This window comes from Streptomyces sp. NPDC015032 (genome assembly GCF_043080425.1).
Lineage (GTDB): Bacteria > Actinomycetota > Actinomycetes > Streptomycetales > Streptomycetaceae > Streptomyces.
In genome coordinates this window covers 71936-94616 of record NZ_JBIBVN010000027.1, presented here as the reverse complement: position 1 = coordinate 94616, position 22681 = coordinate 71936, and the positions used below count along the sequence as shown (strand labels likewise).

Here is a 22681-nt window from a genome sequence, read left to right as displayed (position 1 = left end):
TGAGCAATGTGGAGTCTTTCGTCAACTCGACGCTGGTGCTTCCCATCGAGGAGCAGCCGGGCCAGGTCATGAACGACCTCGACCCGGTGATGACCGTCGCGGTCCTGGCGGGCGCCGCCGTGGCGGGCGCCGCCACCGTGGTCGGTGCCTACGCGCTCGGGAAGGCTGTCGGCTGAGGCCGAACGGCACCGACGCCTTTCTTCAATTCGATACAGGAGGGAGTGAATTCGCTGTGAGCAATGTGGAGTCTTTCGTCAACTCGACGCTGGTGCTTCCCATCGAGGAGCAGCCGGGCCAGGTCATGAACGACCTCGACCCGGTGATGACCATCGTGGCTGCTGCCGCCGCCTTCGCCGGCGGGGTCGCTGTCAGCTCGGCTCTGGTCGCCGCGTACGACGCGGGCGCCGACTAGTGGACCCGGCACGGCCTCGCGCCTGACGGGCTGAGCATCTGCTGCCGGGCCGAAACCCAAGTTCGGCCCGGCAGCAGACCCACATTGTCGCACTGCTCGCCGATGGAAGCGGACTCCTGCGAGGGCGCCGTCGTGAGCTGATACGCAGCCGGGACGGGACGGATTCCGGTCGCGCCCGCCCGGCCCTCAGCGCTGCGAGCTCATGAGACGGAACTCGGATCCCGTCCACCAGAACCTCTTGCGGAAGGAATCGGAAGCCCCATGCACCTGTCCCGAAGAATCACCGCGGCTGTCCTCAAGCCGCGGCCCGTGTCCCGAGCCGGGGCCCTCGCGGCGGGCGAACGACTGGCAGCCGCGACCACTCTGACCTCGTCGCTCGAGTACCTCACCCAGCGGCACCAGCTGCGGAGGGGCGGCCTGAACGACTGGAACATCATCAAGGACATCCAGGCCGCTTCCACCCCGCTGACGCGCCGGCTGCTGGGCGCCGTCAGTGGCGAGCGCACGACCGTGGCGTTGCACGCGGCCCGGGTAGCGGTGAGCACGGGCATGCTGCTGCCCGGCAGCAGTCGGTGGCGGGGCGCGGGCAGTCTCTTCCTCGGTACGAGTACGGCTCTGCTCTACCCGCGCCATCGTTATGGAACGGACGGCTCGGATCAGGTATCCGTCCTGGTGCAGACCGCTACGGGCCTGGCCCGGCTCTCGGGCCACCCCCAGACCCAGGACGCCGCATTGTGGTACGTCGCCCTGCAGTCGAATTTGTCCTACCTCGTGTCCGGCTGGGTCAAGCTCATGGGGCCCCAGTGGCGTGACGCCAGCGCCCTGGGCGGAGTGATGCGGACCAGGACCTACGGCCATGAGCCCTCTTTTCGATTGACGCAGAAGTACCCCCGCGCGGCCCGATTCGTCGCACACGGCGTGCTGGCCCTGGAATGCCTCTTCCCGGTCGCCTACCTCGGCAAGGGAGCCCTTGCCCGTCCGGTCATCGCCTGCGCGGCCGCTTTCCACACCACCAACGGTTTCGCCATGGGGCTGGGGCGTTTCGTCACCTCTTTCATCGCGATGCACCCGGCCGTCGCCTACACGGCTGTGCCGAGGACCCACCCCGCTGTGTCGGACCGCGACGACCGGGCCCTGGCCGTCGCCCTCGCGACCGCCGGCGCGACCGCTGCGGCAGCCGGAGTCGTCGCCGTGCAGCGCCGGCTGCGCGCGGCCGAGGGCTGGCCCACCTCGCGCAGGATGACGACCCGTCATGGCAATGAGCTGCAGTACGAGGTGATGTCCAAGGGCGAAGGCGACAAACCCGTTCTCGTCTTCTGCCACGGCCTGGGAACGACGTCCGAGCACTTCTCGTGGATCAGCGAGACCATCGCCCGCCGGTCCGGCTACGCCGTTGTCACCTACGCACGAGCGGGATACGCGGGCAGTGTCCGCGGGAGAACCGCGCCCTATCGGCTGAGCGAGTCCGTCGACGACCTGGTCGATCTGGTCGATTCCGTCGTGGCCCGTGATCGCAAGGTGGTTCTCGTCGGGCACTCTCTCGGTGGCGAGCTGTGCCGTCGGGCAGCGGAGCAGTTGGACGCGCGCCTGCATGGAGTGGTGTATCTCGACTCCTCGCATCCCGCAGAGCTCAACCGGTCCGAGCAGCAGGGCGAGTCCGCGCGGCTGCTGCGGGAATCGCTGACGGTGATCATCTGGTCCCTGCGCATCGGCGCCGGCGCGCTGATGAGCCGCCCCGACTGGCTCGAATGCCTGCCGGAGAGCTACCAGGCGCGAACCTTCGCCCAGTACTGCACCCCGGGCACGTGGGTTGCGGCACGGCGCGAATGGACGGCGGTGGAGCAGGAGTTCCGTGCCTTCAGGGGCGACTTGCGGCGTATCGACGCGCACGCGCTGGTGATCTCGGCCCAGCAGACCACCGACCGCGATCCTGAGCAGCTGTTGATGCACCGCGAACTCGCTCAGGCGCACGGCTGCCCGGGGCGGCGGGCCGAGTTGACAGTGGTGGAGGAAGCGGACCATGAGGGACTGATCGTCAGGGCCCGGCACGGGCTCCAGGTGGCCTCCCGTGTCATCGACTTCCTCGACGCCACGATCACCGGCGAGCCCAGCCATGACGGACTCGCTCCGATCCGCCGAAGCTCGGACGCACTGGAGGGACGGGCGCGATGAGGGGCCCCACGCTCGCCAAGAGACTTTTGACAGGGCCGGGCAGCGCCACCCGCATCGCCGGAGCGGTCATGCTGGTGTGCACGATTGCCAACCAGCACCCCAACACGGCCTTCAACCGGCTCCAGCGCAAGGACACCTTGTCGCTGTTGCCGAACTGGCGGTTCTTCGCGCCGACACCGGCCATGTACGACTATCACCTGCTGTACCGCACGCTGGGCCAGGACGGTGCCACCTCCCCCTGGAAGGAAATCGAAGCGATCGCGGGCCGGAGGTTCAGGCAGATCGTCTGGTTTCCGTCACGGCGCCAGGAAAAGGCCGTCTTCGACGTCTGCAGCGAGATACTTCGGTATGTCGACAAGGGATTCGAGTTCGTGATGAGTGTTCCCGCTTACCGAGCACTCCTCTCTTACATGGAGAACCACATAATCGCTGGCGGAGCAAGCGATGTGAACGGATTTCAGTTCACGCTGGTGCGGGCTGCGGGATACGATGCCGCAGAGGAACCCAAAACCCTGTTCATCTCGCCGTACACGCCCGTGGGATCCGCCATTTACCAACCCGTGCGAAATCCATCGAAGCGAGGTGAAGTGTGACGACCCAGGGAACCATTTTCAGTATTGCGATCGCAGTCATCCTGATCATTCTCTTCTACGCCTTCCGGAAGCGCCGTTAGGGGACGTCCGTCATGGCTGTGCGTGAAATCGTCAGACAGCACCTCGGCCTGCTGGTCGGCGGAATTGTCCTCGGCCTGCTGGGGTCCGCGGCGTCGCTCGCGCAGCCTGTGCTCATCGGGGAACTCATCAAGGCCGTCTCGGAGCACACGTCGCTGGTATGGCCTCTCGTGTCCATCGCCGCCCTCTTCTGCGCAGATGCCGGCCTCTCGGCGTCGCACGCCTATCTGATCGGACGGGCCGGTGAGAACATCGTCTTCGGAATGCGCGGTGTTCTCATGTCCCGCATCCTCCGCTCGGACATGGCGCATTTCAGTCGGCTCGAGCACGGTGACGTCTTCACGCGTGTGGTCACCGATACGTCCGTGGCCCGCATCGCGCTCACCCAGTCCGTCGCACAGATCGCCACATCGGTGTTCACCGTCGCTGGCGGCCTGGCTCTGATGGCGTGGCTCGACTGGCCACTGCTGTTACTCACCGTCGGCTGCCTCGGCTCCGCCAGCGCCGTGTCGCTGCTCCTGGCTCGTCAGGTCAGACGGGCTGCCGTAGGAAACCGGACGGACACCAGCGCTTTCGGCTCCCGGGTCCAGCGGGTCATGGGCGCCATGAGCACCGTCAAGGCGTCGCGTGCCGAGCAACGGGAGGCCGAGGACGTCTCAGCAGCCGCGGACGCGGCCCGGCGCTCCGGAATCCGGGTGAGCGCGCTGTCGGCCATGCTGACACCCGCCATCAATGTAGGCACCCAGATATCGCTCGCCGCGGTCGTGGGCTGGGGTGTGGCCCGGGTCGCCACCGGCGCTCTGCCGATCGCCGATCTGACAGCCTTCGTCATGTATCTGTTCTACCTCGTGGCGCCCTTGGCTCTGCTCTTCCTGTCCATAGGCCAGTTCCAGCAGGGGCGTGCCGCCATGGACCGGGTCGACGAACTCGCCGCGATAGAACAGGAGGAGCCCCAGGCACCGCAGCCCGCCGTCACCCGGTCCGGACCCGCTCTGACGTTCGAGAACGTCACCTTCGGCTACGGGGACGCGAAAGGCGAACCAGCCCTCGACAACGTGTCGTTCGAGGTCCCCGAGCGTGGGCTGACGGCGATCGTGGGACCCTCCGGCGCAGGCAAGACCAGCGCATTCCAACTCATCGAGCGCTTCTACCGCCCCCAGCAGGGCACCGTTCGGCTGGGCGGCGCCGACATCGGGGCCATGCCGCTGGACCAGATACGGTCCCTCGTCGGATACGTCGAGCAGCACAACGCACTGCTGCGAGGCACTGTCCGCGACAACCTCACCTACGCACATCCCACGGCGGACACCGCCGCCGTCGCCCGCGCCGTCGAGTTCGCCGCTCTGGCCGATGTGGTGATCGCGCTGCCCGACGGCCTCGACACCCGGCTCGGAGAGCAGGGCGCCGGCCTGTCCGGAGGGCAGCAGCAACGCCTGGCCATCGCCCGGACCCTGCTCCAGGAGCCCCGGGTCGTCCTGCTCGACGAGGCCACCGCGCATCTGGACAGCGACGCCGAGGCCCGCCTCCTCGACACCATCACCGCCATCGCCGAGGACTGTGCGGTCGTCGCCATCGCCCACCGCATCTCCACCGTCATGGCAGCCGACCACATCGTCGTGCTCGACGGCGGCCGCGTGCGGGCGAGCGGCACCCATGCCCAACTCATGGCGACAGACACCCTGTACCGTCGGCTGGCCTCCCAGCAGCTCAGCCCGGCTCCGCTCCAGGCGGCCCCGTGAGCCGCGCCGAAGTGGCCGTCGCAGGACCCGGCGTGCACGGCATGTGCGGCTACCTCGCCGCACGTTCCGCGCTTCGCCACGAGGACGCATCCGACACGGCCCCGGATCTCGCGCCGGACCGCACCCTCCCGCCCGGGAGCATCCGTATTCCCGGGTTCCAAGCAGCGCCTGGACAGCCAACATCCGAAAGATGAGAGGCGATTCATGAACAGTACGAACCCCGCTCCCGACTACGACGTGGTGGTGGTCGGCGGTGGCCCCGCAGGATCCACCACGGCGGCGCTGCTGGCCCAGAAGGGACACCGCGTACTGGTCCTGGAACGCGAGAGCTTCCCGCGCTATCACATCGGCGAGTCGATGATTACCGGCATGATCAGCGTGATCGAGCAACTGGGCCTGAGAGACCGCCTGGAAGCCATGGGCTTCGAGCGGAAGTATGGGATCAGCCTGGTGTGGGGGCGCGAGCGCGGTCTGTGGAACCTCGCCTTCCGCGAGGGGGGCCCTTACGAATACTCGTACCACGTACAGCGCGACCGCTTCGACCAGATGCTTCTGGACCGGGCCGTGGAACTCGGTGCCGCCGTCGAGTACCGGGCCGCCGTGCGTGAGCCGATCGTCACCGACGGCCGGGTGACCGGGGTGCGGTACGTCAAAGACGGTGAGCGGCACGAGGCGCACGCCCGCATCGTCGTGGACGCTTCGGGGCAGACGCGCGTGGTGGCCCGCCACTTCAGCGATGTCGAGTGGCACGGGGAGTTGCGCAATCTGGCTGTCTGGAACTACTACCGGGGTTGCCGAAGGCTCGAAGGCGATCAGCGCAGCAACATCCTCGTGGAGAAGGTCGGCGACGACAACGGCTGGTTCTGGGGAATTCCGTTGGAGGACTCCCTGTTGAGCGTTGGCTATGTCGCCCCCACAGAGGACATCCGTCTCGAGCGTGGCGATCTCGCACGCTTCTTCGAGGCCAAGCTCGCGCAGACCAAGTACATGAAGCAGTTGGTCGAACCGGCCACGCTCACGGGGGACTTCCGTACCACGCGGGATTGGTCCTACATGGCCGCGGAATTCCGTGGCCCGGGCTGGGTCTCGGTCGGCGATGCCTCATGCTTCATCGACCCGCTCCTGTCCAGCGGCGTCTGCCTCGGCATGCTCTGCGCGGTTCCCCTGGCGCAGTCCATCGACATCTTCCTGGGCGACCCGCATCAGGAGGACCGGGTGTTCGGCAGGTACGCAGCCGGCTGCCGCGACTTCGCCGAGGGCATCCTCGACTACGTCCTGTTCTTCTACGACCAGCAGCGCGACCGCGAGGACTACTACGAACGCGCCGCAGCCATAGCCGGTTCCGACGTCTTCCAGTCCCCCCGCAAGGGCTTTGTCGCCCTCATCTCCGGCATCGCGGGAATGGGGCCCATCTTCACCATGGACGAAGGGCCCTCCGAGGAGATGCTCAGGACTGCGCCTGCCACGAGGGCAGGGACGGTTCCGGCCCAGTGACGCATCACCGCACGGAATCCCAGCCCCCATTTGCCGGTCGGTCCAAGGACTGTCCCGTAACCCCTGGCTGTTTGCGAAAGAAACAAGGAGGAACAGCTGATGCGCAAGACTGCGTGGGCCGTCGTCGCGGCCGCCGTCGGCGCTCTGGTCACCGGCGCACCCTCGGCCACCGCTCTCGATGCCGAGGCTGTCGCGTGGTCGGTCGGGCATCAGACGGCTGCTGCCTCGGGTGAGCGGTGGACCGAGCCCAGCAGCACTGGGCTCAATGTCGACCTTGTGATCAGTGGGAAGCTCTCCAGTACAGGCGAAGGCTGCTACTCGCTGTGGACACGATTCTTGTTCGACCTGGGCCCCGGCAAGGTCCTCAAGCAGGCCGAGATATGCGGTTCCGGCACCGTCGACATCGACGTGCGGCAGGCGTACCGGGCCACTACCACCGGCTCCGTCACAGTGTGCAAGGGGACCGTGGACACCACCGACTGCGCGTCGTGGGAGAACATCACTTGGTGGCCCATCGACACCTCGAACGGGGCCGACAAGATGACGGCGTGAACGGCAGCGACGCCCTTCCCGAGAAAGCGGTGTCCGGAAATGCTCACTGCTTCCCGCTGAGCATTTCCGGACGTCTGCGTCGCGATTCTCCGTCCTCTTGCTGTTGAACCGAAGGTTCAGATCCCTTTTCAAGGAGCGACTGTGTCTGTATCGGAACAGATTTCACGGCTGCTCCTGTCTCTGCCCCTCGTGATCCTCGCCTGTCGCGTCGGTGCCATGGTGCTGCGCCGACTGGGCCAACCGCCCGTGGTGGGTGAGATCGCGGCGGGCATCCTGCTCGGTCCTTCGCTGCTCGGTCAGCTGTGGCCGCAAGGGCAGAAGTACCTCTTCCCGGAGTGGGTCACGGATCACATCGAGGTACTGGGCCAGCTGGGACTGCTCACCTTCATGGTTCTGATCGGCCTGGAGCTCGATCTCGGACACGTGCGAGGCAATGGTCGCGCCGCAGCCGTCATAAGCCAGACCAGCGTCCTGTTGCCGCTCCTGCTCGGTGTGCCGCTCGCGCTGGGTATGTACGCCTCGCTGGCGCCGCACGGGGCTGACCGAACCGCGTTCGTGCTCTTTGTTGCCGTGGCCATGAGCATCACCGCGTTCCCGGTACTTGCCAGGATCCTTACCGATCACGGCATCTACCACTCTCCGCTCGGCAGCCTGGCCATGGCATGCGCAGCAGCAGATGACATCACAGCTTGGTGCCTGCTCGCGGTGGTGGTGGCGTTGGCCAAAGGGGGCTCGCCGCTTGGGGCGCTCACCACAGTGTTGATGGTGGTGGTCTATTTCGCGGTGATGATGCGGGCCGTGCGTCCGCTGCTCGCCCGCCTGAGCCGATCGAAGCGGGTCCTGCGAGATACCGGAGAACAGGATGTCACTGCCCTGGTGCTGCTGTTCGGCGGCATGTGTTTGTCCGCGCTGGTCACCGACACCATCGGGGTGCACGCCCTGTTTGGCGCCTTCCTGTTCGGCGTAGCCCTACCGCGGTCTTCCGTCGTGGCCGAGCGGGCTGCAGTGCGGTTGCGATCGGTAGCGATACCCCTGTTGCTTCCGCTCTTCTTCGTGTCAACGGGACTGCGTACCGACATCGGAATGCTTGCCGCCGACCCGGTGCAGTGGTTGTGGCTGTGCGCCGTGCTTGCCGTGGCGGTGGTCGGGAAGTGGGGCGGCGGCACCGTAGCAGCGCGGCTGATCGGTCGATCGTGGCGAGAGGCACTGTCCCTGGGTGCGCTGATGAACTGCCGGGGCCTGACCGAACTCATAGTGCTGAACATCGGCTTGGAGCTCGGGGTGATAGGCGAAGATCTGTTCACCGTATTGGTCTTGATGGCCCTCATCACCACTGCGGTGACGTCGCCCGCGGTCAGAGCGCTGGGGCGGCGAACGGACACGGCGCAGGAAGGGATCGACAGTACCGAGTCAGGCGCCGGGGACAGGGTAGAAAGCACAGTCGTAGACGCCGGGACCTCCCCTGAAGGGTGAGGCAGGTGCGGGGCCGACTGCCGTAGGTCCGGCCGTGGACCGTCAGCACTCGACCTTCGGCCTGGTCGCCCACACCCGGCTCGCCGCCATCGGCAGGCTGGTCGGCGTGGACCTCTGGGCATACGAGGGGCCCCAGGGGCAGAGCCTGTTCAAAGCGGTCGACTGTCTGCTGCCCGCCGCGACCGGGGCGGCCCCCTGGCCCCACCCGGAGCTGGAGTTCTACCGGTACGCGGCCGTCGACGTCGTGCACGCGGCCGCCGACGCCGGTGATGCGAAGGCCTGGGCGGCCGTCGGGCGGCTGGAGTCGCCGCACGGCGGCGACCTGTGGGCACTGCGGCCCGACGCGGAACAACTCGACTCGATCGCCGGCTGACCCGTTCGCCGAGCCGCGGCTCAGGGGCGCGGCTCGGCCACCGTCGTGTCGGCAGAGGCGGAGGCCGACGACGACACGGCCCTGCGGTCGCCCGCCCGCAGCACCCCGGCTCCCAGCACCAGGCCGAACGCCAGCACTGTCACCAGGCCGAACGACACGACCAGCGATGTCGCCTCGGCCAGTGAGCCGATCGCGGACGGGGCGATGAGCCCGGAGGTGTACGTGATGGTGGCGACGCCCGCGATCGCCTGACTCGGGTTCGGGCCGCTGCGCCCGGCCGCCGCGAAGGCGAGCGGCACGACCACGGCGACACCGAGGCCGAGGAGCCCGAAGCCGCACATGGCCGGTACTGCGCCCGGCGACGCGACCACGAGCAGCCCGCCCACCGTCGCGAGGACGCCGCCCACCCGTACCGTCCGGACTGCCCCGAAGCGGTCGACGACCTTGTCGCCGACGATCCGGGCCACCGCCATGGTCAGCGCGAACGCCGTCGTGGATGCCGCGGCGAGCCCTGCGGAGGTGTCCATGATGTCCCGCAGATAGACCGCCGACCAGTCCAGGCTGGCCCCCTCCGCGAACACCGCGCAGAAGCCCACCGCGCCGATGATCAGCGCCGACTTCGGCGGCAGTGTGAAGCGCGGCGGCGGCTCCTCGTCCGGTTCGCTGCGCAGGTCCAGTACGCCCCGGCAGGCGAGCAGGCCCAGCACGGTGAGGACGAGAGCGGCGACGGAGTGGTGCAGCCGGGCATCGGTGCCCAGATGCGCGGCCACCGTGCCCGCCGCCGAACCGATCAGGGCGCCCACGCTCCACATGCCGTGCAGCCCGGACATGATCGACTTGTCGAGGCGGTTCTCCACCTCCACGCCGAGGGCGTTCATCGCCACGTCCGACATGCCGGCCGATGCCCCGTACACGAACAATGCCGCGCACAGTGTCAGCAGATTGGGCGCCAGGGCCGGCAGGATCAGCGCCAGGGTCCACAGGGCCAGCAGTCCGCGCAGGGCGGTCCTGGCGCCGAAACGATGACTGATCGCTCCGGCCAGCGGCATCGCGAGCGAGGCACCGATCGCGGGGAAGGCGAGGGCCAGCCCGAGCTGCCCCGCGCTGATTCCGGCGTGGTCCTGGATCCAGGGCACCCGGGTGGCGAAGCTGCCGGTCACCGCGCCGTGCACGGTGAAGACCGCGGCGACGGCGAACCTGGCCCGTCTCACCTGCTCCATGCCGAAGACCGCCTCTGTGGAATCCGTTGTCATACCGCCGTGCCCTCCCTTGGGAATCCTCTTCCGCCGGCGTCCCCGCGGCGTCCGTCTCCACGCTGCGGGCCGTAAACTATCAGGAACCCTGCCTGATAAATAGTGCGTTCGACTGGGTTCGTCCCTCCGTCCCGCGCGGCAGTGATCTGGAAGGATCCCGGCATGCCCGCATCACCGAGTACCGCTCGGGCCATCAACGACCGGCTGGCCCTGCGACTGCTCCAGCAGGACGGCCCACTGACGGCCACGCAGTTGAAGAACCTGACCGGTCTCTCCCGCCCCACCGTCGCCGACCTCGTCGAACGACTTCAGGGGGCCGGCCTGATCCGGGTGGTCGGTGAGGCGGGCGCCGAGCGCCGCGGCCCCAATGCCCGGCTGTACGGGATCGCCGCCGACCGTGCCCAGCTCGCCGCGCTCGACATACGTACCGGCAGCGTCGACGTGGTCGTCGCCGATCTCCTCGGCGCCACGCTCGCCGAGGCCACCCTGCCCATCGGCAGCGACACCGGCACCGAGGCCGCCGCCGAGCAGGCCGCGGCACTGCTGGAGCACACCGCGCACGAGGCCGGCACCGCCCCGCTGCACAGCGTCGGTATCGGCGCGCCCGGGCTGATCGACCCGGTCACCGGCGAGCTGCGCGACACCACCGGGCTGCCCGCCTGGCACCGGCGGCTGGTCCGGGTGCTCCAGCAGCGGCTGCCCGCCACCGTGCTGGTCGAGAACGAGACCAACCTCGCCGCCGTCGCCGAGCACCGCATCGGCGCGGCCCGCGACCGCGACACCTTCGTCCTCTTCTGGCTCGGCCACGGCGTCGGCGCCGCCGTCATGCTGGACGGGAAGCTCCGCCGCGGGGCCTCGGGCGGCGCGGGCGAGATCGGCTTCCTGCCGGTGCCCGGCACGGCCGGTACGCCCTCGGCGCTCAACTGCGACGGCGGCTTCCACTCACTGGTCGGCTCCGTGCCGGTCTGCGAACTGGCCGCCGCCCACGGGATCGGCGTGCCCCAGGGCGCGGCCGAGGGGGACAAGGAGCCGGGCGCCGCGTTCGCCGTACGGGCCGCGCTGGCGGGGGAGGGGGACAGCGAGGCATTCCTGGACGACCTGGCCGAACGTCTCGCCCTCGGTGCCGCCGCGGTCGCCTCGGTCCTCGACCCGGGCTGTGTGCTGCTCGCGGGCGAGGTCGGACATGCGGGCGGAGCCGCGCTCGCGGCACGGGTCGAGGAGCGGCTGACCCTGATGTCACCGCTGCGCACCGAGGTGAGGGCCGGGCGGCTGGGCGGCGCGGCGGTGCTGCGCGGCGCGCTCCTCGCCGCCCGGGACGCGGCCCAGGACGAGTTGTTCAGCCCGGCATGATGCGCTGATCGGTTCCGGCGGCACTGTCAGTCCGCTGTCGTATCCTTCCGGCCGCCACACAACAACCAGAAGGATCGAGTGAGTTGAGCAACCTGTCCGCGTTCCCGCTGCCCTTTTCCGGGGCCCGCACGAATACGTCAACCGAGCCCCGGACGCTGCGGGAACTTCAGATGATCGAGTGCAGCGCCCACATCCGGGCGAAGCCCGGGTGGTTCGACAAGATGAACGACGCCGAAATCGTCGCCAGGTGGACGCAGGAAGCCATTGCCCAGGGCCTGACCGAGGCGCAGGTCCGTTATGTGCTTGCCGAACTGGCGCATTACGCCGGGCTGCGGGACGCGCGGACCGGCATCGAGGTGTCCGCCGTCGACGGGGTGTGGCAGTCGGACACACTGGTCGACGAAGAGCTCAGGTCCCGACTGCGCGAGGCGGTCCGGGTTCTGGAAGAGATCCCCGAGGCGGAGAAGGACTGGCATCCGGGCTCCGACGGCCAGGTGCTGGATCTGGTCCACCCCTCACTGTTCTGCCTCGTACGCGAGGCGAGCGGAGCACCCGAGCGGGCCTGGCAGTGCGCGAAGGACAGGTGGTCGCAGTACGAATTCTCGGAGAAGTTCCAGTGGCTGCCCACAGACGTCGAGGTCGGCGACGACGGCGATGCCGTCTTCTGTTCGTACGTCAACAATGTCCACCCCGTGGCCCATCGCGAACTCGCCGCCGTCCTGCCGGTCCTGTTCACGCGCCTGCGCCCGCTGCTGGAGAACGTGCTCACCGATCTGCGCCATCCACGGCCCCTGCGGATCGAGGCCGATCCTTTCAGCTGGTACGACGAGGCCCCGGGCAAGCCGGTCGAACCCGACGACGAGGATGACACCGAGGCGTACGAGGCATGGGAGGAAGCCGAGGACGACTGGTATGACGAGCGTCGCCCGGTCGTCCCGGACGCCCCGGACTTCGTCCCGCCCGCGCTGCCCGGCGGCTCCGCCCGCGTCGACCTGCGCGGCCGTCGTCTCCAGGTCATAGTCAAGCTCGCCACCATTCATCTCACCCCGGACAAGCCCGAGTACGCCGGTGGTTCCTGGCATGTCGAGGGGATGCTGAACGAGCGGATCGTCTCGACCGGCATCTACTACTGGGACAGCGAGAACATCACCGAGAGCCGGCTGAATTTCCGGGCGTCGATCAGCGAGCCGGACTACGAACAGAACGACGACAACGGTGTGGATGAGGTCTACGGCCTGGGGAACGAAGACCCGCTGAATCAGGTACTGGGATCGGCATCGACCCCGGCGGGCCGCTGCCTGGCGTTCCCGAACATCCTGCAACACAGCGTCGGCTCGTTCCGTCTCGCGGACCCCACCCGGCCGGGATATCGAAAGATCCTCGCGTTCTTCCTGGTCGACCCGGAGCAGACGATCGTCTCGACCTCCGATGTGCCGCCGCAGCAGCCTTGGGCCGACACCTCGACCATGACCCTGGAGCAGGCCAGGGACTACCGCGAACAGCTCATGCAGGAACGCAAGTTCTTCGTCGACGAACACAACGAGCAGCTCTACGAGCGGGAGTTCTCCCTGTGTGAGCACTGAGTAGACGCTCGCCTGGGCGAGTTCGGCGCCCGGCACGCCCGGCCAGGTCATGCCGGTCGAGGCGTTGCCGTCCGTCGGCGCCGACCGAGAGCTTGTTGCTGCCGTCGACATGCGCGAACGCGTAATTCAAATGGGTGACTTTGTCCCAGGGGATGTCGGGGACGAGATAAGCGGGCTTGCCGTCCTTGCCGGTCCGCCAGTTGGTGAAGTACCCGATGACCCGCCGCTGGTGGTCGGCGCCCATCTTCTCGCGGCCCTCGGTGTCGTAGGCGGAGCAGTAGGGGACGGCGGTGCCGGGCGTTTCGTAGAGCCCGTCGGGGCGGCAGGACTCCTGGGCGGCGGCGGCCGACGGGGTGGCTGCGAGCGAGCCCATCAGCAGCGCGGCGACGGCCGCGCCGGCTGCGAACAGGGGGTTCTCGTACGAGTGGGGGACAGCACGTTCGGTTCCTCTCGCGGAGGTTCGGCAGAACACAACTGGCAAAGGGGGTGGGGTGTGTTGGTGCCCCGGGTGTGCGCACACCACGGGACCGCTCCTCGGAGGTGACGCAGAGATTAAAAGGACTAGACCAGCGGGTCAATAGGTCTGGACCTTTAAGGATCAACTTCCTTCGCCATGCCTGTCCGGCGGAGGCTTCCTGTGAGCCAGTCCACAGATACTCACCCGCATGGCCCACCGCGTGGCGTGGCACACTGATCGTGTACCAGTAGCAGCGCACTCCGGGGTCGGTGTAATTCCGAACCGGCGGTTATAGTCCGCGACCCGTCCGCATCCAGCGGCCGGTTGACCAGGTGAGATTCCTGGACCGACGGTTAAAGTCCGGATGGGAGGCAGTGCGCGGCGGGCCGTTTCACGGGTACGCCGCCGTCGGCGGATGGTCTTCGGGCAACCGATCCCATCCGGGCATTCCGGCATTCGGCGTTCCCCTGTTGCGTTCCCGCTTCATCTGTCGTCGTCGACAGCCCCGGAGTCCGTGCCCGAAGAGGCAGGAGGACCCGGTGGACACCGCAGCCGACATCACCGCCATGCGCCGAGCGATCGCGCTCGCCGCCCGCGGTCTCGGCTCCACCAGCCCCAACCCGGTCGTCGGCTGCGTCATTCTCGACGCCGCGGGCCATCGGGCAGGCGAAGGCTTCCACCAGCGCGCCGGCGGGCCGCACGCCGAGATCCACGCCCTGCGCGCCGCGGGCGACCGGGCCCGGGGCGGCACCGCCTACGTCACCCTCGAACCCTGCAACCACACCGGCCGCACGGGCCCCTGTGCCCAGGCACTGGCCGAAGCCGGTGTCGCCCGGGTCGTCTACGCGGTCGGCGACCCGAACCCGCAGGCCACCGGCGGTGCGGACACTTTGCGCGCGGCCGGGATCAAGGCCGAGCAGGGGCTTCTCGCGGACGAGGCCGAGGCGGGCAACGCGGCCTGGCTCACCGCGGTGCGTCTCGGCCGCCCGTACGTCCTGTGGAAGTACGCGGCGACCCTCGACGGCCGGATCGCGGCCGCCGACGCCACCAGCCGCTGGATCACCTCTGCCGAGTCCCGCGCCGACGTCCACCGCCTGCGCGCCGAGGCCGACGCCGTCGTGGTCGGCTCCGGTACGGCCCGCATCGACGACCCGCAGCTCGCTGTACGGGGCATCGACGGCGCCGTACAGCCCCTGCGGGTGGTCGTCGACACCGACGCCACCGCCGTACATCCCGGCGCCCGGGTCCTCGACGGCACCGCGCCCACCCTGGTCGCCGTCGCCGAGGATGCCGGCGCCCGCCACCTCCCCGAAGGGGCCGTCCTGCGGCTGCCGCGCGCCGCCACCGGCCCCGGCCTGGACATCCCCGCCCTGCTCACCGCCCTGTACGGGCGGGGTATCCGCTCCGTACTCCTCGAAGGCGGCCCGACCCTGGCCGGGGCCTTCGTCGCCGCGGGAACGGTCGACAAGGTCGTCGGCTATCTCGCCCCCGTGCTCCTCGGTGCCGGCCCCGCGGCCCTCGCCGACGCCGGAATCTCCACCATCGCCGAGGCGTTGCGCCTCGATGTGACCGAGACCGTCCGTATCGGCCCCGATCTGCGCATCACCGCCGTCCCCGGACCTGCCCGGAAGGGAAACTGAGTGTTCACCGGAATTGTCGAAGAACTGGGTGAAGTCACCGCCGTCGAGGAACTCGGCGACGCCTCCCGCTTCCGCCTGCGCGGTCCCGTGGTCACCGAAGGCGCGAAGCACGGCGACTCCATCGCCGTCAACGGCGTCTGCCTCACCGTCGTCGACCTCGGCGACGGCGAGTTCACCGCCGATGTGATGGCCGAGACCCTGAACCGGTCCAGCCTCGGCGCCCTGGAGACCGGCTCCCGGGTCAACCTGGAACGGCCCATGGCGGTCGGCGGCAGGCTGGGCGGCCACATCGTCCAGGGCCATGTCGACGGCACCGGGCGCATCATCGAGCGCAAGATCTCCGAGAACTGGGAGGTTGTGAAGGTCTCCCTCCCCGCGGACCTGACCCGGTATGTGGTGGAGAAGGGGTCGATCACCGTCGACGGCGTCAGCCTGACCGTGGTGGACGCCGGACCCGACTACTTCACCATCAGCCTCATCCCCACCACCCTCGCCCTGACCACGCTCGGCATCAAGAAGCCCGGCGACCCGGTCAACCTCGAGGTGGACGTCATCGCGAAGTACGTCGAGCGGCTGCTCGGCGACACCGCGCGGGCACCCGGGGAGCCGACGAAGTGACCGCGCTGAACTGGCTGAACTCGGAGGCGTTCACCGTCTTCGGACAGCACATCATCTGGTCCGACATGATCGGCAACACCGTCGGCCTGATCGCGCTGACCCTGGGCTGGCTCCGCTCGATCTGGACCTGGCCCGCCCAGCTCCTGTCCGGCGTCGTCCTGGTCGCCGCCAATGTCTCCGTGCACCAGGCCGGCAGCGTCGGCAAGCAGCTCGTGGTCATCGCCGTGGCCGTCTGGGGCTGGCAGCAGTGGACCCGGGGCAGGCAGCAGGCCCAGGACGGCTCGATCGCCGTACGGTTCGCCACCTGGCCAGAGCGCGGCTGCCTGCTGGGCGGTGCCGCGCTCGGCACCCTCACGGTCGGCGGCCTGTTCACCGCGTTCCCTTCGCTCTCCTGGAGCCCGTGGGCGGACGCGTACATCTTCGCCGGCACGCTCGCGGCGATGTTCGCCCAGGCCCGCGGCATGGTCGAGTTCTGGTTCGCCTGGCTCCTGGTCGACCTGGTCGGTGTACCGCTGAACTTCCACAGCGGTCTCGCCTTCTCCGGTCTCATCTACGTCGTGTACGGCGCCCTCGTCCTGTGGGGCATGCGCGACTGGTGGCTGCGTTCGCGGACACCCGCTCTGGAAGGAGCCACGGCATGACTGCCCAGCCCACCTGGTTGCACCGGGAACACGGGAGCGCCGTCGAGGACCTCACGCTCGACCCCGTGGAGCAGGCGATCCGCGACATCGCCGCCGGACGGCCCGTCGTGGTCGTCGACGACGAGGACCGGGAGAACGAGGGCGACCTCGTCCTCGCGGCCGAGAAGGCCACCCCCGAGATCGTCGCGTTCATGATGAGCGAGTGCCGCGGCCTGATCTGCGCGCCCATGGAGAACGACGAGCTGGAGCGGCTCGAACTGCCGCAGATGGTCTCCCACAACACCGAGTCCATGCGTACGGCGTTCACCGTCTCCGCCGACGCCTCCGCCGCGCACGGCGTGAGCACCGGCATCTCCGCCGCCGACCGGGCCGCCACGCTCCGGCTGCTGGCCGGCGGCGAGGCGGGCCCCGGCGACTTCGTACGGCCCGGCCACATCTTCCCGCTCCGTGCCCGCTCCGGCGGCGTGCTGGTCCGCAACGGCCACACCGAGGCCGCCGTGGACCTCGCCCGGCTCGCCGGACTGCGGCCCGCCGGGGCGATCGTCGAGATCGCCGGCGAGGACGGCGCGATGCTGCGGCTGCCCCAGCTCGTCCCGTTCGCCCGCAAGCACGGCCTCACGATCATCTCCATCGAGGACCTGATCGCCTACCGCCGCACCGCGGAGCCGACCGTCCGCCGCGAGGCCGAGGTACGGCTGCCGACGAGCTTCGGCGCGTTCACCGCGTACGGCTATCGCTCCACGGCCGACGGCGTCGAGCACGTCGCACTCGTCCACGGCGACATCGGGAACGGCGACGACACCCTGGTGCGGATCCACTCCGAGTGCCTGACCGGCGACATCTTCCAGTCCCAGCGCTGCGACTGCGGGCCCCAGCTGCACGCCTCCATGCGCCGGATCACCGAGGAGGGCCGCGGCGTCGTCGTCTACCTGCGCGGCCACGAGGGCCGGGGCATCGGCCTGCTGTCCAAGCTGCGCGCCTACGAGCTCCAGGAACGCGGCAGCGACACCCTCGACGCCAACCTGGAACTCGGCCTGCCCGCCGACGCCCGGGACTACGCGGCGGGCGCCCAGATCCTCAAGGACCTCGGCGTCCGGAGCCTCAGGCTGATGACCAACAACCCCGACAAGACCACCGCGGTCCTGCGGCACGGTCTGGCCGTCACCGGCCGCGAACCGATGCCCGTCCAGGCCGGCGAACACAATCTGCGCTACCTGCGCACCAAGCGCGACCGCATGGGGCACGACCTGCCCTGGCTCGATGCCGCCACGGCGTCGACCTGCGGCAACCAGTGAACGATCACGGAAACGAGCGGTAGGAGAAACATGAGTGGCAAGGGCGCACCCGAACTGTCCGTACGCAACTGCGGCGACCTGCGTGTGGCGGTCGTCGCCGCCCAGTGGCACGAGAAGGTCATGGACGGACTCGTCGACGGCGCGCTGCGCGCCCTGCACGAGCTCGGCATCGACGAGCCGACCCTGCTCCGGGTGCCCGGCAGCTTCGAGCTCCCGGTGGTCGCCAAGGTCCTCGCCGGCCGCGGCTACGACGCGATCGTCGCCCTCGGCGTGATCATCCGCGGCGGCACCCCGCACTTCGAGTACGTGTCCCACGGTGTCACCAACGGTCTCACCCAGGTCGCCGTCGACACCGGCGTCCCGGTCGGCTTCGGCGTACTCACCTGCGACACCGAGGAGCAGGCGCTCGACCGGGCCGGACTGGAAGGCTCCAACGAGGACAAGGGCCACGAAGCGGTCACCGCGGCCGTCGCCACCGCCGCCACGCTGCGCACCGTCAGCGAGCCCTGGCGCTGATCAAAGGGCCCGGACCCCGTACGCTAGGGACCATCATGGCGAACAAAACCTTCGAAGAGCTCTTCGCCGAGCTGCAGCTCAAGGCCGCCGACGGCGATCCCTCCACCTCACGCACCGCCGAACTGGTGGACAAGGGGGTCCATGCCATCGGCAAGAAGGTCGTCGAGGAGGCCGCCGAAGTCTGGATGGCCGCCGAGCACGAGAGCAAGGACGCCGCCGCCGAGGAGATCTCCCAGCTGCTGTACCACGTCCAGGTGATGATGGTCGCCCGCGGGATCTCCCTCGACGACGTCTACGCCCACCTCTGAGCACGACCCCGCGCACCACGCACATCCGCAGACCGCACCAGACCCCCTCCTCGCAAAGGAAACCTGACCTCATGCTGCGCATCGCCGTTCCCAACAAGGGTTCACTCTCCGGGCCTGCGATGGCGATGCTCCATGAGGCCGGCTATCAGCAGCGCAAGGAGTCCAAGGAACTCGTCCTCGTCGACCCCGAGAACGAGGTCGAGTTCTTCTACCTGCGGCCGCGCGACATCGCGATCTACGTCAGCTCCGGCCGCCTCGACATCGGCATCACCGGCCGCGACCTGCTGCTGGACTCCGGCGCCGATGCCGAGGAGATCCTCCAGCTCGGCTTCGCCCGCTCCACCTTCCGCTACGCCACCAAGCCCGGCACGGCCCAGGGCCCGCAGGACTTCGACGGCAAGACGATCGCCACCTCCTACGAGGGCATCGTCGCCAAGCACCTCGCCGATCTCGGCGTCAACGCCTCCGTCGTCCACCTCGACGGCGCGGTCGAGACCGCCATCGAGCTCGGGGTCGCCCAGGTCATCGCCGATGTCGTGGAGACCGGAACCAGCCTGCGCAACGCCGGACTCGACGTCATCGGCGAGCCGATCATGAAGTCGGAAGCCGTCGTCATCCGCCGCACCGGCGCACCGGACGACGACCCCAAGGTCCAGCAGTTCCTCCGCCGCCTCCAGGGCGTCCTGGTCGCCCGCTCCTACGTGATGATGGACTACGACTGCCGCGTCGAGCACCTGGAGCGCGCGGTCGCCCTCACCCCCGGCCTGGAGTCGCCGACCATCTCCCCGCTGCACCACGAGGGCTGGGTGGCCGTCCGTTCCATGGTCGCCGCCCGGGAGGCGCAGCGGATCATGGACGACCTGTACGATCTCGGCGCCCGCGCCATCCTCACCACCGCCATCCACGCCTGCCGTCTCTGACGGCCCGGCGACCACCCGGAAGACTGAAGAACACCATGTCCGCCCCCGCGCCACGGTCCGAACTCCCCACACTCCCGGTCACGTTCCGGCCGACCCGAACCCGGGTGGTCCTGCTGACCGTGGGGGCGGCGATGTTCGTCGTCATCACCGTCATCGCCCTGACCCTGGAGCAGCTGAGCGCGGGGGAGCGGTCCAGCTTCATCTTCACCGCGCTGCTGTTCTTCGGCGTGCTCGCGCTGCTCAGCCGTCCCAAGATCGTCGCGAACGAGGACGGCGTGACCGTGGTCAATCTCACCCGGACGCGCCAACTGTCCTGGGCGGAGATTCTCCGCGTCAACCTGCGGGTCGGCGACCCCTGGGTCTTTCTGGACCTGAGCGACGGGACCAGCATGCCCGCCCTCGGTATCCAGCCGGGAATCGCCAAGCAACAGGCCATCCGCGACGCCGGCGCGCTCCGCGCCCTCGCCGAGAACCACGGAACCGGTACGGACATCGGCTGAGCCCCCTGCCCCGTACGGCCTCTTCTTGATTACTCTGGAGGGCGGCGGCGCCCTGTGCGCCCCGCCCCGCACGAGAAGGTCCACGAGGCCGGCGGGGCTTTCCTGCGACCCAAGGAGTGACTCCTTCCATCAATGGACGGATCGTCCGGTAGTACCTGCGCCGCCCCTTCTCCGGAGGCGGCGGCATGACCACCCCCCTGCTGCTTCTCTGTGCAGCGTTCCTTCTCATCCTCGCCAACGGATTCTTCGTGGCAGCCGAATTCGGGCTCGTCACGGTGGAGCGGCCGGACGCCGAGCGTGCCGCCGCCGAGGGCGACCGGCGGGCCCACACCGTCGTCGAAGCCCTGCGTGAACTCTCCTTCCAGCTCTCCGGCACGCAGCTGGGCATCACCATCACCTCACTGGTCGTCGGCATGCTCGCCGAACCGGCGCTGGCCCAGCTGCTGGACGGCCCGCTCACCGCGACCGGTCTGCCCGGCGGTGCCGTACCCGGCATCAGCGTGGTGATCGGAATGCTGGTGGCCTCCGCCGTCCAGATGGTCATCGGCGAACTCGTGCCGAAGAACTGGGCGGTCTCCCGGCCGCTCCAGGTCGCCCGGTTCGTGGCCGGTCCCCAGTACCGTTTCTCCGCAGCTCTCCGGCCGGTGATCAGCCTGCTGAACACCGTCGCCAACCGGCTGGTACGGCTGCTGGGCGTCGAACCCACCGACGAGCTGGCCTCCGCCCGCACCCCGGGGGAGCTGGTCTCCCTGGCCCGGCACTCGGCCAAGGCCGGCACCCTCGAACAGGACACCGCGGACCTCTTCGTACGGACCCTCTCGCTCGCCGGACTCACCGCCCAGCACGTCATGACCCCACGGGTGAAGGTCAGCGCCCTGCAGTCCTCGGCGACCGCCGAGGACGTCCTCAACCTCACCCGCGCCACCGGACTCTCCCGCTTCCCGGTCTACCGGGAGCGCATCGACGAGGTCGTCGGCATGATCTACCTCAAGGACGCGCTCGCCGTGCCCGCCCAGGACCGGTTGCGCACTCCGGCCGGCCGGATCGCCGTACCGCCGCTGCTGGTGCCGGAGACCCTGCCCGTCGAACAGCTGCTCCAGCGGCTGCGCAACGAGCAGCCGATCGCCGTCGTGGTCGACGAGTACGGCGGTACCGCCGGAGTCGTCACCCTCGAGGACATCATCGAGGAACTCGTCGGCGAGGTCAGGGACGAGCACGACGCCGAAGGCGCCGACCGGCCCGAGCTGGCTCCCGCCGCTCCGGAGGACGGCCGCCCGGCCTGGGACGCCGAAGGCAGCTGCCGGGTCCTGACCCTGCGCCGGATAGGACTCGACGTCCCCGACGGCCCGTACGAGACCGTCGCCGGACTCGTCGCCGATCTGCTGGGACGCATCCCCGCCCCCGGCGACCGGGCCGAGCTGCCCGGCTGGCGGATCTCCGTCCGCCAGGTCGGCCACTACCGCGCCGAGAAGGTCCGTTTCGTACGCACCGCGGAGACGGCCGATCCCGTCACCGCGGCCCCGCTGACCCAGGGCGCCCTGGAGGCCGTGCGATGAGCCTGGTCCAGCTGCTCTTCGCCGGACTCCTCGTGCTGGCGAACGGCTTCTTCGTCGGTGCCGAGTTCGCCCTCGTCTCCGTACGGCGCAGCCAGGTCGAACCCCTCGCGGCCGCCGGGTCGGGCCGGGCCCGCCAGGTGCTCCACGGACTGGAGAACCTGCCGCAGATGATGGCAGCCGCCCAGTTCGGCATCACCGTCTGCTCGCTGACCCTCGGCGCCGTCGCCGAACCGACCGTCGCCCGTCTGCTGGAGCCGGTCTTCCACGCGGTCCACCTGCCCGAGGGCCTCATCCATCCGCTCGGCTATGTCCTGGCGCTCGTCTTCGTGGTCTTCCTCCATCTCGTCATCGGCGAGATGGTCCCGAAGAACCTCGCGATGGCGGCGCCGGAGAAGACCGCGCTCTGGTTCAGCCCGGGCCTCGTGGGCTTCGCCCGCGTCTGCCGTCCGGTCACCTCCGCACTGGGCGCCTGCGCCCGGCTGGTGCTCCGGCTCTTCGGCGTCGAACCGAAGGACGAGGTGGAGGCCGTCTTCACCAGCGAGCAGCTCAACCGGCTCGTCGAGGACTCCGGCCAGGCGGGACTGCTGGAGCCGGAGGCGCAGGAACGGCTGGAGGACGCACTGGAGCTGGGCAGCAGGCCCGTCACCGATGTGCTGCTCAGCAGGGCCTCCCTGGTGACGGTGGCCCCCTCCGTCACCCCGCGCCGGATCGAGGAGCTGACCGTACGGACCGGCTACTCGCGGTTTCCCGTGTGCGCGGAGGGTGGCGGTCCGTTCATGGGCTATCTGCATGTCAAGGACGTCCTCGACCTGGAGGACGGCGAGCGGGCCGTCCCTCAGCACGTCTGGCGCCCGATGGCGACCGTACGGGCGGAGCTGCCCCTGGACGACGCCCTGACCGTGATGCGCCGCGCTGCCACGCATCTGGCGCAGGTCGCCGACGCGTCGGGCCGGATTCTCGGCCTGGTCGCCATGGAGGACGTGCTGGAGATGCTGGTCGGCGAGGTGCGCGACCCGGCACACCGGGTCCTGGTACCGCGCCGGACGGCGGACACGACGACCGGCACCGGCGAACTCACCGCGTCGGTCCACTGAGTGCCCGGCCGCCGGGTGGGCCGGGCACGGTTTTCGGCCCGCCCGGCGGTCGAGGGCAACGGCT

20 protein-coding genes, 2 pseudogenes and 1 riboswitch are annotated in these 22681 nt (G+C 69.2%); of the genes and pseudogenes, 20 read left to right on the top strand and 2 right to left on the bottom strand.

Annotated features, from left to right (window positions below; genetic code table 11):
- Positions 1–232: 232 nt before the first annotated feature.
- The 8 genes and pseudogenes from ACF08M_RS29830 to ACF08M_RS29795 form a co-directional block, all read left to right on the top strand.
- Positions 233–412 (top strand): hypothetical protein, encoded by a 180-nt coding sequence (locus ACF08M_RS29830; protein ID WP_392188358.1) that lies wholly within the window; start codon positions 233–235, stop codon positions 410–412.
- A gap of 261 nt (positions 413–673) precedes the next feature.
- Complete coding sequence (locus ACF08M_RS29825) at positions 674–2584, top strand: alpha/beta fold hydrolase (RefSeq protein WP_392188357.1); 1911 nt, start codon at positions 674–676, stop codon at positions 2582–2584.
- On the top strand, positions 2581–3177 hold the full coding sequence (locus tag ACF08M_RS29820) for a hypothetical protein (protein WP_392188356.1): 597 nt from the start codon (positions 2581–2583) through the stop codon (positions 3175–3177). The genes ACF08M_RS29825 and ACF08M_RS29820 overlap by 4 nt, the downstream gene beginning before the upstream one ends.
- Positions 3178–3269: 92 nt before the next feature.
- Positions 3270–4994, top strand: coding sequence for an ABC transporter ATP-binding protein (locus tag ACF08M_RS29815; protein ID WP_392188355.1), 1725 nt, complete (start codon positions 3270–3272; stop codon positions 4992–4994).
- A 204-nt stretch (positions 4995–5198) separates the two neighbouring features.
- On the top strand, positions 5199–6488 hold the full coding sequence (locus ACF08M_RS29810; protein WP_392188354.1) for an NAD(P)/FAD-dependent oxidoreductase: 1290 nt from the start codon (positions 5199–5201) through the stop codon (positions 6486–6488).
- A gap of 99 nt (positions 6489–6587) precedes the next feature.
- Positions 6588–7040 carry a hypothetical protein gene (locus tag ACF08M_RS29805; protein ID WP_392188353.1) on the top strand — a complete coding sequence of 151 codons (453 nt, stop codon included), beginning with the start codon at positions 6588–6590 and terminating at the stop codon, positions 7038–7040.
- Between the two features lie 141 nt (positions 7041–7181).
- Complete coding sequence (locus tag ACF08M_RS29800) at positions 7182–8513, top strand: cation:proton antiporter (RefSeq protein ID WP_392188352.1); 1332 nt, start codon at positions 7182–7184, stop codon at positions 8511–8513.
- A 46-nt stretch (positions 8514–8559) separates the two neighbouring features.
- Positions 8560–8886: pseudogene (locus ACF08M_RS29795) on the top strand (alginate lyase family protein); the annotation flags it as partial.
- 20 nt (positions 8887–8906) lie between these two features.
- Here the strand turns inward: ACF08M_RS29795 and ACF08M_RS29790 are convergent.
- Entirely contained in the window at positions 8907–10139 is a 1233-nt protein-coding gene (locus ACF08M_RS29790; protein ID WP_392188351.1) for an MFS transporter, read from the bottom strand.
- Positions 10140–10301: 162 nt separating this feature from the next.
- On the opposite strand from ACF08M_RS29790, the gene ACF08M_RS29785 reads away from it, so the two are divergent.
- A complete protein-coding gene (locus ACF08M_RS29785; protein WP_392188350.1) occupies positions 10302–11489 on the top strand; it encodes an ROK family protein in 1188 nt (395 codons plus the stop codon).
- A gap of 83 nt (positions 11490–11572) precedes the next feature.
- Entirely contained in the window at positions 11573–13072 is a 1500-nt protein-coding gene (locus ACF08M_RS29780; protein WP_392188349.1) for a DUF4246 domain-containing protein, read from the top strand.
- Between the two features lie 18 nt (positions 13073–13090).
- Here the strand turns inward: ACF08M_RS29780 and ACF08M_RS29775 are convergent.
- A pseudogene (locus tag ACF08M_RS29775) lies at positions 13091–13510 on the bottom strand (chitinase); the annotation flags it as partial.
- Positions 13511–13780: 270 nt separating this feature from the next.
- Positions 13781–13911: riboswitch (FMN riboswitch) on the top strand.
- A 157-nt stretch (positions 13912–14068) separates the two neighbouring features.
- Between ACF08M_RS29775 and ribD the strand changes: the two are divergent.
- The 10 genes from ribD (at position 14069) to ACF08M_RS29725 (ending at position 22617) form a co-directional block, all read left to right on the top strand.
- Complete coding sequence (gene ribD, locus ACF08M_RS29770; protein ID WP_392188348.1) at positions 14069–15169, top strand: bifunctional diaminohydroxyphosphoribosylaminopyrimidine deaminase/5-amino-6-(5-phosphoribosylamino)uracil reductase RibD; 1101 nt, start codon at positions 14069–14071, stop codon at positions 15167–15169.
- Positions 15170–15787: a riboflavin synthase gene (locus tag ACF08M_RS29765; protein ID WP_392188347.1), complete on the top strand. Its 618-nt coding sequence runs from the start codon at positions 15170–15172 to the stop codon at positions 15785–15787. It begins immediately after the preceding gene.
- Entirely contained in the window at positions 15784–16428 is a 645-nt protein-coding gene (locus tag ACF08M_RS29760) for a nicotinamide riboside transporter PnuC (protein WP_392188346.1), read from the top strand. The genes ACF08M_RS29765 and ACF08M_RS29760 overlap by 4 nt, the downstream gene beginning before the upstream one ends.
- Positions 16425–17723: a bifunctional 3,4-dihydroxy-2-butanone-4-phosphate synthase/GTP cyclohydrolase II gene (locus ACF08M_RS29755; protein WP_392188345.1), complete on the top strand. Its 1299-nt coding sequence runs from the start codon at positions 16425–16427 to the stop codon at positions 17721–17723. Before ACF08M_RS29760 ends, ACF08M_RS29755 begins: the two co-directional genes overlap by 4 nt.
- A gap of 30 nt (positions 17724–17753) precedes the next feature.
- The gene (gene ribH / locus ACF08M_RS29750; protein ID WP_114243451.1) at positions 17754–18239 is read left to right on the top strand and encodes a 6,7-dimethyl-8-ribityllumazine synthase; all 486 of its coding nucleotides are present in this window, start codon (positions 17754–17756) and stop codon (positions 18237–18239) included.
- Positions 18240–18274: 35 nt separating this feature from the next.
- A complete protein-coding gene (locus tag ACF08M_RS29745; protein ID WP_073739434.1) occupies positions 18275–18547 on the top strand; it encodes a phosphoribosyl-ATP diphosphatase in 273 nt (90 codons plus the stop codon).
- A 71-nt stretch (positions 18548–18618) separates the two neighbouring features.
- Entirely contained in the window at positions 18619–19467 is an 849-nt protein-coding gene (gene hisG, locus ACF08M_RS29740; RefSeq protein WP_392188344.1) for an ATP phosphoribosyltransferase, read from the top strand.
- Between the two features lie 35 nt (positions 19468–19502).
- Positions 19503–19967 carry a PH domain-containing protein gene (locus ACF08M_RS29735; protein ID WP_392188343.1) on the top strand — a complete coding sequence of 155 codons (465 nt, stop codon included), beginning with the start codon at positions 19503–19505 and terminating at the stop codon, positions 19965–19967.
- 185 nt (positions 19968–20152) lie between these two features.
- Positions 20153–21523, top strand: coding sequence for a hemolysin family protein (locus ACF08M_RS29730; RefSeq protein WP_392188342.1), 1371 nt, complete (start codon positions 20153–20155; stop codon positions 21521–21523).
- Positions 21520–22617 carry a hemolysin family protein gene (locus ACF08M_RS29725; protein WP_392188341.1) on the top strand — a complete coding sequence of 366 codons (1098 nt, stop codon included), beginning with the start codon at positions 21520–21522 and terminating at the stop codon, positions 22615–22617. Before ACF08M_RS29730 ends, ACF08M_RS29725 begins: the two co-directional genes overlap by 4 nt.
- The last annotated feature ends 64 nt before the right edge of the window (positions 22618–22681 follow it).